At 58.3% G+C, this 13,680-nt stretch carries 11 protein-coding genes; 6 read left to right on the top strand and 5 right to left on the bottom strand.

All coding sequences use genetic code 11. The annotated features are described in order from the left end of the window. The first annotated feature begins 442 nt into the window (after positions 1 to 442). From QFX07_RS05960 to QFX07_RS05950, 3 genes are all read left to right on the top strand, one after another. Complete coding sequence (locus QFX07_RS05960) at positions 443 to 1,090, top strand: MerR family transcriptional regulator (RefSeq protein ID WP_279740422.1); 648 nt, start codon at positions 443 to 445, stop codon at positions 1,088 to 1,090. 203 nt (positions 1,091 to 1,293) lie between these two features. After that, positions 1,294 to 2,106: a ParA family protein gene (locus QFX07_RS05955; RefSeq protein ID WP_279740424.1), complete on the top strand. Its 813-nt coding sequence runs from the start codon at positions 1,294 to 1,296 to the stop codon at positions 2,104 to 2,106. 273 nt (positions 2,107 to 2,379) lie between these two features. Beyond that, entirely contained in the window at positions 2,380 to 3,837 is a 1,458-nt protein-coding gene (locus QFX07_RS05950; RefSeq protein ID WP_279754687.1) for a mycothione reductase, read from the top strand. A gap of 126 nt (positions 3,838 to 3,963) precedes the next feature. Here the strand turns inward: QFX07_RS05950 and QFX07_RS05945 are convergent, their stop codons facing one another. The 3 genes from QFX07_RS05945 to QFX07_RS05935 all read right to left on the bottom strand — a co-directional run bounded on the left by QFX07_RS05945 (position 3,964) and on the right by QFX07_RS05935 (position 7,134). Beyond that, positions 3,964 to 6,120 carry an AMP-binding protein gene (locus QFX07_RS05945; RefSeq protein ID WP_279754686.1) on the bottom strand — a complete coding sequence of 719 codons (2,157 nt, stop codon included), beginning with the start codon at positions 6,118 to 6,120 and terminating at the stop codon, positions 3,964 to 3,966. Between the two features lie 147 nt (positions 6,121 to 6,267). After that, a complete protein-coding gene (locus tag QFX07_RS05940; RefSeq protein WP_279754685.1) occupies positions 6,268 to 6,747 on the bottom strand; it encodes an alpha/beta hydrolase in 480 nt (159 codons plus the stop codon). Continuing rightward, complete coding sequence (locus QFX07_RS05935; protein ID WP_279754683.1) at positions 6,748 to 7,134, bottom strand: alpha/beta hydrolase; 387 nt, start codon at positions 7,132 to 7,134, stop codon at positions 6,748 to 6,750. It abuts the gene before it with no gap. Positions 7,135 to 7,347: 213 nt separating this feature from the next. On the opposite strand from QFX07_RS05935, the gene QFX07_RS05930 reads away from it, so the two are divergent. Both QFX07_RS05930 and QFX07_RS05925 read left to right on the top strand, forming a co-directional pair. Beyond that, positions 7,348 to 8,097, top strand: a complete 750-nt coding sequence (locus tag QFX07_RS05930; protein WP_279754681.1) for a lysophospholipid acyltransferase family protein — start codon at positions 7,348 to 7,350, stop codon at positions 8,095 to 8,097. A gap of 305 nt (positions 8,098 to 8,402) precedes the next feature. Next, the gene (locus QFX07_RS05925) at positions 8,403 to 9,767 is read left to right on the top strand and encodes a class II 3-deoxy-7-phosphoheptulonate synthase (RefSeq protein ID WP_279754680.1); all 1,365 of its coding nucleotides are present in this window, start codon (positions 8,403 to 8,405) and stop codon (positions 9,765 to 9,767) included. A gap of 167 nt (positions 9,768 to 9,934) precedes the next feature. Here the strand turns inward: QFX07_RS05925 and QFX07_RS05920 are convergent, their stop codons facing one another. Beyond that, a complete protein-coding gene (locus QFX07_RS05920; RefSeq protein ID WP_279754679.1) occupies positions 9,935 to 11,623 on the bottom strand; it encodes a serine/threonine protein kinase in 1,689 nt (562 codons plus the stop codon). A 249-nt stretch (positions 11,624 to 11,872) separates the two neighbouring features. On the opposite strand from QFX07_RS05920, the gene QFX07_RS05915 reads away from it, so the two are divergent. Then, positions 11,873 to 12,241: an Rv2175c family DNA-binding protein gene (locus tag QFX07_RS05915; protein WP_279754678.1), complete on the top strand. Its 369-nt coding sequence runs from the start codon at positions 11,873 to 11,875 to the stop codon at positions 12,239 to 12,241. A gap of 133 nt (positions 12,242 to 12,374) precedes the next feature. On the opposite strand, the gene QFX07_RS05910 is transcribed toward QFX07_RS05915, so the two are convergent. After that, the gene (locus QFX07_RS05910) at positions 12,375 to 13,607 is read right to left on the bottom strand and encodes a polyprenyl synthetase family protein (RefSeq protein ID WP_279754677.1); all 1,233 of its coding nucleotides are present in this window, start codon (positions 13,605 to 13,607) and stop codon (positions 12,375 to 12,377) included. Positions 13,608 to 13,680: the final 73 nt, after the last annotated feature.

Here is a 13,680-nt window from a genome sequence, read left to right as displayed (position 1 = left end):
TATGGACTACCTATCCGTACGCATTTACTTTTTAAACTCCCCATGGGGTCGATACCCAGGAAAAGCGAGGAGAATAGCGGGGGAGGAACGCATCTACAGGACGTTAAAGAGGTACAAATGAATTTGAAAAGATCATTCGCTTCGGTGGGTTCAATTTTAAGTAGAGCCCTCTATCAGATAAAATAGATTGAACAACCGCGCCTATCGCGCATCGGTCGCACTATCGAATCATGTTCTACGAACCGAATAGCCGGGCCAATGTGTAGTATTGAAAACCGCGTAGCCAACCTCGCAGAGGGAAGCCGCGCGAATCATAGATACAGATTCTAAGGTCTAGCCTTAGAATCTCACCCCGAAAATTGGGGCTGCACCGGAACGAAGTCGACCACATTGGATAGGGCGCGGTGAATCGCATTAAACGGGTTAACGAAAAGGAGGGACCGTGCTAGAGCAGCAGGTAGCCGAAAATGCAGGCGAGGCCGCAGGCACCCATGAGGCATCCCAGGGCTTCGACCAGCCCCTGGACGGCTTCGACACCCTCTTCCCCGTAGCGCCGCCTCCGCGCGGTGAACAAGGTGTACTCTTCACCGACCCGGTCTCTGTCGTCGAGGAAAACCTCGGTTACCGTGGCGCCGTCGCCTGCAAAGCAGTCGGCATCACCTACCGTCAGCTCGACTACTGGGCACGCACCGACCTGGTTGTACCCACCGTGCGTGGCGCCTCCGGATCCGGTACCCAGCGCCTCTACAGCTTCCGCGATGTGCTCGTACTCAAGATTGTGAAGCGACTGCTCGACACCGGCGTGTCCCTGCAGCAGATTCGCACCTCCATCGAGCATCTGCGTACCCGCGGCATTGACGACCTCGCGAACATCACCCTGATGAGTGATGGTACCACCGTCTACGAATGTACCTCCCCGAGCGAGGTTATCGACCTGGTTCAGGCTGGCCAGGGCGTCTTTGGTATCGCGATTGGCCGCGTCTGGCGCGAAATCGAAATGAACCTCAACGGTCAGCCCGGCGAAGAAATGCACGAAAGTTTCGAAGGCGACGAACTCGCCGCCCGCCGTGCCCGCCGTGCACAGGCATAAAGCATAGGTGTAAAACACACATCTTGAATCTGCCCGCGTTCACTACCTACCAGGTGGCGAGCGCGGGCAGGACTTTTAAATCTGAAGGAATATTCATTGCTTACTTGAGAAAAAACTCAAGATACACCCCTGTAAGACCCGGAAGAAAAGCGAAGATTCGCTAAAATAAAGGGGCATTACACCTCACTCAAAAAGGGATCTGCATGCCCCGTATCGTCAGTATCAGCAGTCTCAAAGGTGGCGTTGGCAAAACGTCCATCACTTTGGGGCTAGCCTCCGCGGCATTACACAGCGGACTCTCCACACTCGTTATTGACCTCGACCCCCACGGTGACGCCAGCACCGGCCTGGCAGTGGATGAAACCATCCCCGACGTCGCCTCTCTAATCGCTAGCTCCAATGAACGTGCCTTCACGGAAGAAGCTGGTAGCTCCTCCTGGAATGCTCTCGTCGGCAAACCCACCCTGCTGACCAATAACCCCGTGACCACAGGTAGCGTGAAGGTAGCACGCGGTTCGGCTCGTTCCACCCTCGTGGACCGCCAGGAAGCCGCACCGTTCATCCGCCGCTTCAAGCGCATGGTGGAGTCAGCAGCAGACGTCTACGACGTCATCCTAATCGACTGCCCGCCGTTCCTCGGAACCCTGTCTTCCATGGGCTGGGCGGTTAGCGAGCGCATCCTCTCGGTCGCAGAGCCCTCCCTCTTCTCCGTGGCGGGCACCGAACGAACCCTGCGTGCCATCGTGCGCTTTCAGCAGGAAAGCGGCATCAGTATTGACGGTGCGGGAGTAGTTATCAACAAGATGCGCCCCAACGACAGCGAACACCGCTACCGACGCGACGAAATGCGTTCCCTCTTCGGCGAGCTCGTGGCAGAACCCGTGCTCGCTGAAAGCCCCGTGCTGCAGCGCGCCCAGGGTGCCGCGTACCCGATTCATTTTTGGCCCGACGAAGAATCGGTTGATCCCGCCATTGACTTCACCCGCCTGCTGGCTGGACTTATGGCAGACTTCTAATCGCTGACCTCTAAGCGCAGACATCTACGCGTCACTAATCCGCGGGTTCACATAGTTTCAACGCTTAAGTGCGTCTTCTCAAAGAACCGCTGTGTTCTCAGTGCTGTGGTTCTTTGGGACCGCGCACTTTCGCTTATCTGTCAACATTGATGCCAGATAGCGGGAATAGCGTGCCGCCCGTACACGTTATAGTGGCAGTAACAGAAATATCCCCGCGATCGAGGGGCACGCTGGGAACGAGACCAGCCTCAACACTAACAACGAGAGGACCACATGAGCATCGAGAACGTAGAACGCATTGATGGCGTAGCACAATACGACCTCATCGTCATCGGCTCCGGATCCGGCAATAGCCTCATCGGCCCCGAATGGGACGATAAGAAAGTTGCCCTCATCGACGGCGGTATCTTCGGTGGCACCTGCCTGAATGTTGGGTGCATCCCAACCAAGATGTACGTCTACCCGGCGACTATCGCGCAGAAGACCCGCGAGGTCAAGCACCTGGGTGTCGACGCACACGTAGACGCCGTGCACTGGGCACAGATTCGTGACCGCATCTTTGCCTCCCGCATCGACCAGATTTCTGCGGGCGGCCGTGACTGGCGTGCCGGCCTGCCCAACGTCGACTTCTACGACCAGTACGCACGCTTCGTAGGCTCCCACACCGTTGAGCTGACCGACGGCACCCGCCTGCAGGGCCGCCAGATCGTCGTTGCGGCAGGTTCGCGCGCCGTGCTGCCTCCCGTGCCCGGTATCGACTCCTCCAAGGTCTACACCAACGACAACGTCATGCGCCTGGACGAACTGCCCGCCCGCATGGTCGTCATCGGCGGCGGCGTGATTGCGGCAGAATTCTCCCACGTTTTCTCCGCATTCGGCACCGAAGTAACCCAGCTGAACCGCTCCTCCCGCCTGCTGCGCGGCATGGACGAAGAGGCCGTGGCACGTTTTGAAGAAGCCGCAAGCAAGCAGTGGAACATCGTCAAGGATGCGTCCCTCTCCGAAATCCGTGAAAACGCCGACGGCAGCGTAACCGTCGTAGCGAAGCGCACCACCGAGAACGGTGAAGAACTGCTCGAAATCCCGGCAGACGCTGTGCTCGTAGCAACCGGTCGCCGCCCCAACACCGACACCCTCAACGCAAAGAACTACTTCGACGTGCAGGACGGCGGTCAGCTTAGCGTCGATAAGTACCAGCGCGTGCTCTACAACGGCGCACCCGTACCCGGCGTCTTCGCCCTCGGGGACGTGTCCAGCCGCTACCAGCTCAAGCACGTGGCAAACCACGAGGCACGCGTTGTGCAGCATAACCTCAGCCACCCCGAGGACCTGCGTGCTAGCGACCACCGCTACGTGCCCGGCGCGGTCTTCAGCAACCCGCAGATTGCCGTAGTCGGCATGACCGAAGAGCAGGCGCGCCAGGCGGCTGAGCGTGAAGGCTTTGAGATTACCGTCAAGGTACAGAACTTTGGCGACACCGCTTACGGCTGGGCAATGGAAGACAAGACCGGCCTGTGCAAGCTCATTGCTCGCAAGGACAACGGCGAGCTGCTCGGTGCACACCTGGTCGGTGAAGAGTCCTCCGTGCTCATTCAGCCGCTACTGCAGGCAATGAGCTTCGGCATGGATGCGCGTACTCTCGCACGCGGCCAGTACTGGATTCACCCGGCGCTGACCGAAATCGTTGAGAATGCGCTGCTCGGTCTGGAATTCGACGAGCCCACAAACTAAGAATCTGCCATCTAACGACGGCTAGATAACGTCCGGAAACCGAGGTCTCTGGCGAACAAACAGAGAGGAGGGGGTCGTACCTAAGTGGTACGACCCCCTCCTCTCGTTAATAGTGGCCAGAGCCGGTTATACCTTGTCGCTGTCAGACTTCTGAGGGCTCTGCTCTGCAGTCTTCTTCTCAGCCTGCGCGGGCTTCTCAATGGGAGTCTCGGCGGAAGAAACCTCAGCGGAGGAATCCCCAGCCTTCTCGTCATGAGGCTTCTGCATCATTTCGGCGGTCTGCTCACGCAGCTCCTCAAACTTCTCAGCCGCCTGCTCACGCAGCTCGGCAAGACGCTCCGCCTGATGATCCGCGTATTCTTGCAGACGCTCGGCAGCCTGCTCACGCAGCTCAGCGAACTTCTCAGACTGCTCCGCCGCGTACTCCTGTAGACGAGCCAAAGAATCCGACGTACTATCGGAAACCTTGCCGTACATCTCATCCACGTAGGAGGAGAAGTCCTGCAGAATCTTCGCGCGGCGCAGCTTCTGCGAAGGAGTCAGATAGCCGTCCGCCTCGGTCAGGTCGCGGTTCATAATGCGGAACTCGCGAATACCCTCAGCACGGGAAACTAACTGATTCGCCTCGTCCACGAGCTTCTGAACCGCAGCACGAACCGCCGGGTGAACAGCAGCCTCCGGGATGGAGAGCGAACGTGGCAGACCCAGGTGCTCCAACTGCTCGGGCAGGGTATCCGGATCCAGGGTCACCAGAGCCGCAATGAATGGCTTCTCATCGCCTACCAGCATCGCCTGAGAAACCAGGGGAGAGGTACGCAGATGAGTCTCTGCAATACCCGGAATCACGTTCTTACCGCCGGCGGTGACAATGATTTCCTTCTTGCGGCCCACAATCTTCAGGTAGCCGCGCTCATCGAAACGAGCCAGGTCACCGGTACGGAACCAACCATCCTTAGTGAACGCCTGAGCGTCCTCTTCGGGGTTCTTGTAGTAGCTGCTAATCACGCCTACACCACGAACCAGAAGCTCGCCATCCTCAGCAATATAGCCTTCGGAACCGGGGATGAGCGGGCCAATCATGCCAATCTGGTACGGGTTGATACGGCCAGCCGCAATCGGGGCGCAGGTCTCGGTCAGACCGTAACCCTCAACCACCTGAACACCTACCGCGTGGAAGAAGTGCGCCGTGCGCTCGCCGAGGGGGCCACCGCCCGAAACCGCGTAACGTAGCTCGCCGCCCAGAGCCGCACGCAGCTTCGAGTAGACCAGCTTGTCGTATAGAGCGTACTGTGCCGCCAGCTTGACGGGTACGCGGCCTTCAACCTTCGCCTGCGACCAGCGCACCGCAATGTCAGTGGAACGCTCAAAGAGCGACTTATTGAACTTACCGCCCTTAGCCGCCTTCGCCATGGCGCCCTCGTATACCTTCTCAAAGACGCGAGGAACCACCAGCAGCATGGTCGGCTTGAAGCTATCCAAGTCAGCAGCCAGGTTCTTAATATTGGGGGAGTGGCCGATAACCAGGCCAGCGTCCAGCGCCAGTACCTGAATCAGACGCGCCAGAACGTGCGCCAACGGCAAGAAAAGAATAGAGGAGTTGCGGGAATTCGCAATCTCGGGTTCGACCATTTTGGTGTTGACACTTAGGTTTAGGAAGTGGCCGTGAGTCAGTGCGCAACCCTTGGGACGGCCGGTCGTGCCGGAGGTATACACAATGGTCGCGAGGTCATCACAACCGGCAGCGGAACGTACCTGCTCCAGTTGCTCCTCGCTCACCTCGGACGCGCGAGCGCTCAAAACGTCAAGATCGCCGTTCTCAATGACCCAGCGGTGCTTGAGTTGGCATGGCTCAGGAGTAGAAGCGGCGTAATCTTCAGCCTCAGCCACACGATTCAGGAGCTTCTCATCCTCAACAAAAATAGCAACAGCCTCAGAATGGGACAGTGCCCACGCCGCCTGGGCGGCAGCGTTCGTTTCATACACCGGCACGGAGACAGCGCCGGCATACCAAATCGCAAAGTCAATGACAGTCCACTCAAAACGGGTACGGCTCATAATACCCACACGGTCACCCGGGCGGATACCAGCGGCAATCATACCCTTAGCCAGGTCGGTCACCATCTGGTGGAACTGTTGGGCTCGAACCGGCTGCCAGTTACCTGGAGACATCTGACGGCGGTACAGTACCGGATTGGAGCTATCGGCACGGTGGCGCTCAACAATGCTTGTCAGATTCAGTGAGGGGTCGACAATAACCTCAGCGGGAGTGGAGAAGACTTTCATAATGCGCCTTTCAAATCAGGGCGTGAGCCCGTGGCGGATTCGGTGCCGCGGGCTGTCCTCGATGGCTCGAGGTGCCGTGATGGCTTTCTGAATGTTCTGCCCACCGCGGCGGGTGATGCATTCGCCAACGGGTGGAACCTTCAGAATTTAATGGTTTAGGGATGCGACAAAAGCTTGAACAGTGGAGAGAAGATACTCGGCGTCATAGTCGAGCGTTGCCACATGGTAGCTGCGGGTCAGCCACCTAAATTCTACAGGAGCTGAACAATGTTCGAGAAAATATTTGTGAGAGCTATCTGACACAGTATGATCACCCAGTGAACGCAAATATAGAACCGGTGACTTCAATTGCGGAATCAGAGCACGAGTCTCTGCACCCAAAAGATGCAACTGATACACCGCCGCCGTCGGAACGATAGAATACGCGCCCTCACTCACGCCTGGAACCGCAATATCGGAACCGATTGCCTTGAGTATCGGCAGAACCTTAGCCATTTTGCCCGTATGGCGCATCATCGGGCTCACATCTACCATGTAGGGGTTAATCAGCACCGTGCCCACCACCGGCAGACGCGCCGATAGATGAGTTGCCACCGTGCCACCCATCGACATACCAATGACCACCACCTACAGACCCTGATCAGTCAGGCGGCGGTACCCCTGCTCGGCAGAAGCCAGCCACTGCTGGTACGTACTATCACGCAAATCTTGCCAACGGGTCGCGTGACCAGTCAGTACAGGCATCTCCACCGCATACCCGAGCTCCATAAAATGCTGCGCCACCGGGCGCATACTGTGCGGTGAACCCGTAAAGCCATGCACCAGCAAAATACCCACAGAATGCTGCGCCAAATCAGGGGTAAAAGAAACAGGAGAATGGTCGAAGGCATCCTGCTCTTCCCCGAGCCAACGCGCCAAAGATTCCTTAACATTTTGGGTCGCAAGAAGCCTGCGCTCGCGAGCCTTATGCCGAATTCTCTTAACCGGTTCCAGCGAATTATCGAAAATGCTCATGGTCCTCCTTCGCCTACCTGCGGTGCTATTAGCGCAGGTGCAGGCTCTATAGCGCACCCGCTCAGAACACCTGAGGTGCAGCAACTCACGGTCTTATCGCCTCAAGTGCATCGATACACCGGTGCGCAGAAAAATCGTTCTCTTTCTTTTATTATCTCGCTACGCTCCAGACAAGATAGAATTGACCCGGGAATATTCAGAGAGGAGACCCCAATGCCAAACACCGCCCTCTATTCAACGCTCAAGGTTCTTGGCTCACCCCTGCTACAGGGACTGTACCACCACGACGTGGATGGCCTGGAAAACCTGCCCGAGGGACCCTACATTGTCGCCAGCAACCACCTGGCATTCTGCGACTCCATTTTTATTCCTCTCGCCATGCCTCGCACCGTGAACTTCCTCGCCAAGAGTGACTACTTCACCACCCCCGGCGTGAAGGGTCGTGCCATGGCGGCATTCTTCCGCGGTGTTGGCCAGCTTCCCATGGACCGCTCCGGCGGCCAAAAGAGCCAGGAATCCCTCAACGCCGGCGGGCAGGTCCTCAAGGATGGCGGTATCATCGGCATCTACCCCGAAGGCACCCGTAGCCCCGACGGACGCGGCTACCGCCCCAAGGTCGGCGTAGCCCGCCTCGCCCTAGAAACCGGCGTACCCGTAGTACCCGTCGGCCAGATCGGTACCGACCTGATTCAGCCCTCCGGCTCAAACCGTGTCCGTCTGCGCCACGACGGCAAGCCCATTCAGGTGCGCACGATTATCGGCAAGCCCCTCAGCTTCGAAGAACACACCGACGGCTCAGACATGAGCCACCGAGTTCAGCGTGAAATCGCCGACCGTATCGGCTCCGAGATCCGTGCTCTGAGCGGCCAGGAATACGTGGACGTGTACGCCGACCGCGTCAAGAAGATCATGACTGATAAGAACATGAGTGCTGATGCGGCAGTCGCACACCTGCAGCACTAAACAATAAGACAGCACCCCCGGGTGCACACCTACGACAGAGGGCGGGATGCGGTACATGCCGTATCCTGCCCTTTCGTATGGCGTTCTGCAACGGTGCTCATCAACCCTCCTATCGCCGACACCTGGGGCGCTATCTAAACATGTGAGATATACCTGAGTGCAGGGTTAGGTGTTGAAGCAAGCAAGAGTACAATTAGGTCTATTCAGCTTGAAAAATCGCAAGCCAGCACGCCGTACGCTGCGCGCCGGGCGCCCGAAACGGGGCTGAACCAGAAAACGCACAAGACCATCCCGATGGAGTGAAGATGAGCAATCAAAACCTCGGCACCTCGCAGACCCCCGACCACGGCCTGGACACCTGGCGTCAGCTGAACATTGACCAGCAGCCCACCTGGAGCGAACACGAAGATTTTGAAAGCACCATCGCCGAACTGAACTCGGTACCGCCGCTCGTCTTCGCCGGTGAGGTCGACGCCATGCGCCAGGCACTCGGTGAGGTTGCTGAAGGCCGCGCATTCCTGTTGCAGGGCGGGGACTGCGCAGAAACCTTCGCGGGCGCAACCGCTGACAAGATCTCCGGCCGTGTCAAGACTATCCTGCAGATGTCTGCAGTGCTCACTTACGGCGCCTCCATGCCCGTGGTGAAGATGGGCCGTATGGCGGGTCAGTTCTCCAAGCCGCGTTCCGCAGACATGGAAACCCGCGGCGACGTTACCCTGCCCTCCTTCCGCGGTGAAACTGTCAACGGCTTCGAATTCACCCGCGAAGCCCGCGTACACGACCCCAAGCGCATGTTACAGGGCTACCACACCAGCGCCTCCACCCTGAACCTGATTCGTGCCTTCACCAAGGGCGGCTTCGCAGACCTGCGCGCCGTACACCAGTGGAACCGCGGCTTCACCTCCAACCCCGCGCATGAGCGCTACGAGAAGACCGCCCGCGAAATCGGTCGCGCCCTCAAGTTCATGGAAGCCTGCGGCGTTAACTTCGAAGCACTCAAGACCACCGATATGTACGTCGGCCACGAAGCCCTGGTAATGGACTACGAGCGTGCCCTCACCCGCATCGACTCGCGTACCCAGCTGCCCTACGACACCTCCGCACACTTCCTGTGGATTGGCGAGCGCACCCGCGGCATCGACGATGCACACGTGGACTTCCTCTCCAAGGTCCGCAACCCCATCGGCGTGAAGCTGGGCCCGACCACCACCGCGGAGGATGCACTCGCACTGATCGATAAGCTCGACCCGAACCGCGAACCCGGCCGACTGACCTTCATCACCCGCATGGGCGCAAAGAACATCCGCGAGAAGCTACCCGCAATCGTTGAGGGCGTGCAGGCTGAAGGCGCAAAGGTTGTCTGGGTTACCGATCCGATGCACGGCAACACTATCTCTGTGCCTTCCGGCTACAAGACCCGCCGCTTCGACGACGTACTCGACGAGGTTCGAGGCTTCTTCGAGGTGCACGAGGCGCTGGGCACATTCCCCGGAGGTATTCATGTGGAGATGACCGGGGACGACGTGACTGAATGCCTGGGTGGCTCCGACGCCATTGACGAGGCAGCGCTGGCAAGCCGCTACGAGTCCCTGTGCGACCCTCGTCTGAACCACTCGCAGTCCCTGGAAATCGCGTTCCTGGTCTCCGAGTACCTCAAGAACCGCGCATAAAAACGCTCATGCTTTTCGTCGCTAGAGTTGGCGATGCGCGGCAGACACAACAATGCCGGGGTCTTCACCTGACAAAGATGAAGATCCGGGCATTGTGTTTAACCTACGCTCGGCAGAAGAGTGACGCGGCAGGTGCTAGGTACCGCAGATGTTAAGCACAGCAGGCGCTAGAAGGTTAGGAACGCCTCAATATTACGCCACCACGCCGACTGCACCAACGAAGTAGCAAGCCACCAGCCGGTAAAGCTCGCGCCCATACCCATCAGAATCAAGGCCAGAGCCCAACCGCCCACCGCCATACCGGAAGGCGGAGTCCTAAACTGCTTAGCAGGCAGACGAGGATTCTTCTTCGAAGACTGAGCGGAATCATTAGAAATACCCGTAGACTCCTGAGCCTCAGAAGCGCTCCCCGCCCCCTTAACCCTTGAACGGCGCGAACCCGAGGGGCTCAACGAACGTTCCGCCTGAATCGGGGCGTACTCGCCGTTAGCTGAGATAAACTCCTGCTCCGTCTGCGGACCAATACCAACGGACTGAGTCTGCGGGACCTTCGCGCCCGCACGGTGGTCAAGGAAAGAACCCAAACCGAGCTTAGCGGACTTTTGGCCCTTCTCCGGCTCGCTCTCAGAATCCTCGTTATAGGGAGCGGAACTGACCAGAGGCGGAATACCTTGGCAGTTCAGCACCGAGTCCTCAGCGTCAACGTCGGCAAGGTGCACACCCTGACCAGCCTCCGATGTATCGTACACGAGGCTGTCGGGGGAGTAGACATCGTAGACCAGCAGATCGCGGGCATCGCTAAAAGCACTAATCGGGGTGTTACGCACCATCTGTGCAGCGCCGCTACGCTCTGCAATATCGGCAACAGCCTCCCAGAGGGGAAGCTCCGGCTCTGGGTACGAGGGGGCACGCCAAGCGCGCTCGGACTCACCCAATGACTCAGAAATCTCCAGCAGAGCAGTGAACAGGTCAGTTGCATCCTCGGGACGGGCATGAGGCTGCTTGCGGGTACACCACGAAACCAGCCCCGCAATATCGCGGTCCGCACCCGGCGCAACATCGGTCAGCGCGGGCATCTCAATGTTGGCGTTATGGTAGAGCACCTGCTGGTCATTCTCCAGACCCACAAAGGGTAGACGACCCGAAAGCATGCGGTACATCATCACGCCGAGCGCAAAAATATCAGCCTGCGCGCCGACCTTCACCTCCGGATCAAGGACCTCCGGTGCAACGTAGACGGGGGTGCCCATGGGTGCGCCCGCATCCACCTGATCATCACGACGGGAAAGACCAAAGTCCGTGAGCTTCACCTGACCGTTAGCGTCGAGAAGAATATTGCCCGGCTTAATATCGCCGTGCAGGTAGCGGTTCGCATGTACCTCCGAGAGTGCCTCCACCACTGGAATGAGGATATCCAGAGCCTCACCCAGGGACAGAGCCTCACGCACACGCAGCAGCTGGCTCAGTGTACAACCGTGCACGTACTCGAGCACGATATACATGACCATCTGACCCAAAAAATATTCGGTACCCGAAGAGATCACACCCACCGTATGTCCGCCACCACCTACCTGACGCATTGAACGCTCTTCACGGTGGAACTTCTGGCGGTTTGCCGCGTCTTCAGCCAGAGCGGGGGAGAGGACCTTGAGCGCAACCGGGTTATTTGACCACAGGTCCAGCGCATAATAGACCTCGCTCATGCCGCCGCGGCCAATGAGTGAACCCACCTGGTAGTGACCCTCAATAATGGCGCCACTGAGCCACTGCGAAGAACCGATAGCGGTATCCGGGGCAGCGGGACGAGTGGCGGGAGGAACAGAAGTCTTTGAAGAAGAGAAAGCTTGGGGGTTCACGGGAGAAGTTTGGCGTGTGCTGGGAGTATTCATACGTTTCCTCATTTTAGCCCGCCCACCTGGATAGAAGCGATGCCAAAGAGAACCGAGCAGGTGAACACTCAGCGAATTCTTAAGAAGCACCGAGGGCTCCGCACCCAACTCAAAAACCGTAAACAACGAACAAAAACGAAAGGTGCGTAGGAGAGCTCCCGTGCCAGATACGGGTCAAAAGTGGTAAATACGTGCCAGCTCTGGCACTCTTAAAAGGTGACTAACGAAAATATTGCTCAGACCTTCGCCCTCGTTGGCGATTGGGTAACTATCCCCGAAATTGCGCAGGCCCTCGACCTGAAGGTGACCCGCGTGCACAACCTGATTTCTGACGGTACGCTTATCGCGCTGCGCGACCCGGAAACCAACGTGCGCAAGGTACCCGCACTGTTCATGAACGGTTCACGAGTTCTGGAATCCCTCAAGGGCACCCTCGCTGTCCTGAAGGACTCCGGCTTTAGCGATGAAGAAGCCATTACCTGGCTGTACACTAACGACGAGTCCCTGCCCGGCCGTCCCATCGACGCACTGATTGACGGTCGTAAGACTGAAATCCGTCGCCGTGCGCAGGCACTGGCTTGGTAATACTAGCTTGGTAACGCCGGTCCGGTAACATCTGCTTGGTGACACCTGTCCGGAACGATAGCTCAATACGTTGAGGCGGCATACCGGAGTATGCCGCCTCAACTTGTTTAACGTTTATAACTGCATTGAACCCCTACGCCTTACGACGCAGTGCACGGCCCACAATATCGGTCAGCGCCGCATGCGTCAGCTCGTCCAAGTTCATTGCCTCCAGAGCCTCAAACACAGCCTGAGACTTCTGCTCAATTAGCTGCTCATGCTTGGCGAAAGCACCCGAAGAAACCATTAGCTCACGGATGCGCTCCACCTGCTCATCGCTCAGCTCGGACTCGCCTAAGCTATTATGCAGAAGTGCCACATCCTTCTCGTCGAGGGCGGCGGAGGTGAGTGCCACCAGCACGGTACGTTTCCCCTCACGCAGGTCATCGCCGGCGGGCTTACCAGTCACCTCGGGCTGACCGAAGACACCCAGCTCGTCATCACGCAGCTGGAAGCCCTCGCCCAGGGGCAGACCGAACGCGCGGTAACCGGTAAGTACCGGGTGCTGCTCGCTCACGGCACTGGTGCTGTTCTCCAGTGCGGTAGCCTGCAGAGCCAAAGCACCACCAATCGTGAAGGGATGCTCGCACGAGTACTTGGCGGACTTGAAACGAATTACGTTCAGGGCACGTTGCAGAGCCGCTTGAGCGTCCTCGGTTTCGAGAACCTCGGAGTAGACGTCCAGGTATTGACCCGCCAGAACCTCGGTGCGCATCCGGTCAAAAATAGTACGTGCAGGGGCGCCATAGATTGCCCCCTCACCCAGGGAAGTAAAAACCTCGGCAGACCAAGCCAGGGTCAGATCGCCAGCAAGAATGCCGCCGGTCAGCCCGTAGTTGAAAGCATCACCGCGCCAACTATTCTGCTCGTGCGCCGCTTCGAAACGCTTGTGTACGGAGGGGGCACCGCGGCGGGTATCGGACCGGTCGATAATGTCGTCGTGAATCAGCGCGGAGGTCTGGAACAGCTCCACCGCCATGCCAGCCTTCACAATGGACCAGGATGCGCGGTTCTCGGTTACGGGTGCGCCACCCGCACCGCGCCAGCCCCAGTAGCTCAGCAAGGCACGTAGACGCTTGCCGCCGGTGGAGAGGGACTCAATAGCCTCAAGTAGGGGTAGAGTTTCGGTAGAAATGCCCTCGAGTAGCTTGCGCTGGCTTGCAAAAAACTCAGCCATGAGAGTGTCAAAAGCGTACAGGTAGGCTCGCTGCTCTTCAGCAATGCGCTCAGCGAGGTGCACAGAATCCGCCGGGATATTCGGTGCCGCTACGGTGAGGCTCTCGGTCGCCCGGGGAGTGGGTGCTCCGGAAGGAGAAGGGGGAGTCATACTATCCTCGCTGATGGTTGCTGTGTACGGTCCTGATACGGTGCGGTGTGCACTTCTTCTAGCTTAGTGGAGA

It is taken from the genome of Rothia similimucilaginosa, assembly GCF_029850985.2.
Lineage (GTDB): Bacteria > Actinomycetota > Actinomycetes > Actinomycetales > Micrococcaceae > Rothia.
The sequence above is the reverse complement of the archived record's forward strand: the minus strand, read 5'-3'. Positions and strand labels throughout refer to the sequence as shown.

What these genes read in the sequence shown, in the direction of transcription:
- QFX07_RS05955 (WP_279740424.1), top strand. Translation starts at nt 1,294, where the DNA reads ATGCCCCGTATCGTCAGTATCAGCAGTCTCAAAGGTGGCGTTGGCAAA.
- QFX07_RS05950 (WP_279754687.1), top strand. Translation starts at nt 2,380, where the DNA reads ATGAGCATCGAGAACGTAGAACGCATTGATGGCGTAGCACAATACGAC.
- QFX07_RS05945 (WP_279754686.1), bottom strand. Translation starts at nt 6,120, where the DNA reads ATGAAAGTCTTCTCCACTCCCGCTGAGGTTATTGTCGACCCCTCACTG.
- QFX07_RS05935 (WP_279754683.1), bottom strand. Translation starts at nt 7,134, where the DNA reads ATGAGCATTTTCGATAATTCGCTGGAACCGGTTAAGAGAATTCGGCAT.
- QFX07_RS05930 (WP_279754681.1), top strand. Translation starts at nt 7,348, where the DNA reads ATGCCAAACACCGCCCTCTATTCAACGCTCAAGGTTCTTGGCTCACCC.
- QFX07_RS05925 (WP_279754680.1), top strand. Translation starts at nt 8,403, where the DNA reads ATGAGCAATCAAAACCTCGGCACCTCGCAGACCCCCGACCACGGCCTG.
- QFX07_RS05910 (WP_279754677.1), bottom strand. Translation starts at nt 13,607, where the DNA reads ATGACTCCCCCTTCTCCTTCCGGAGCACCCACTCCCCGGGCGACCGAG.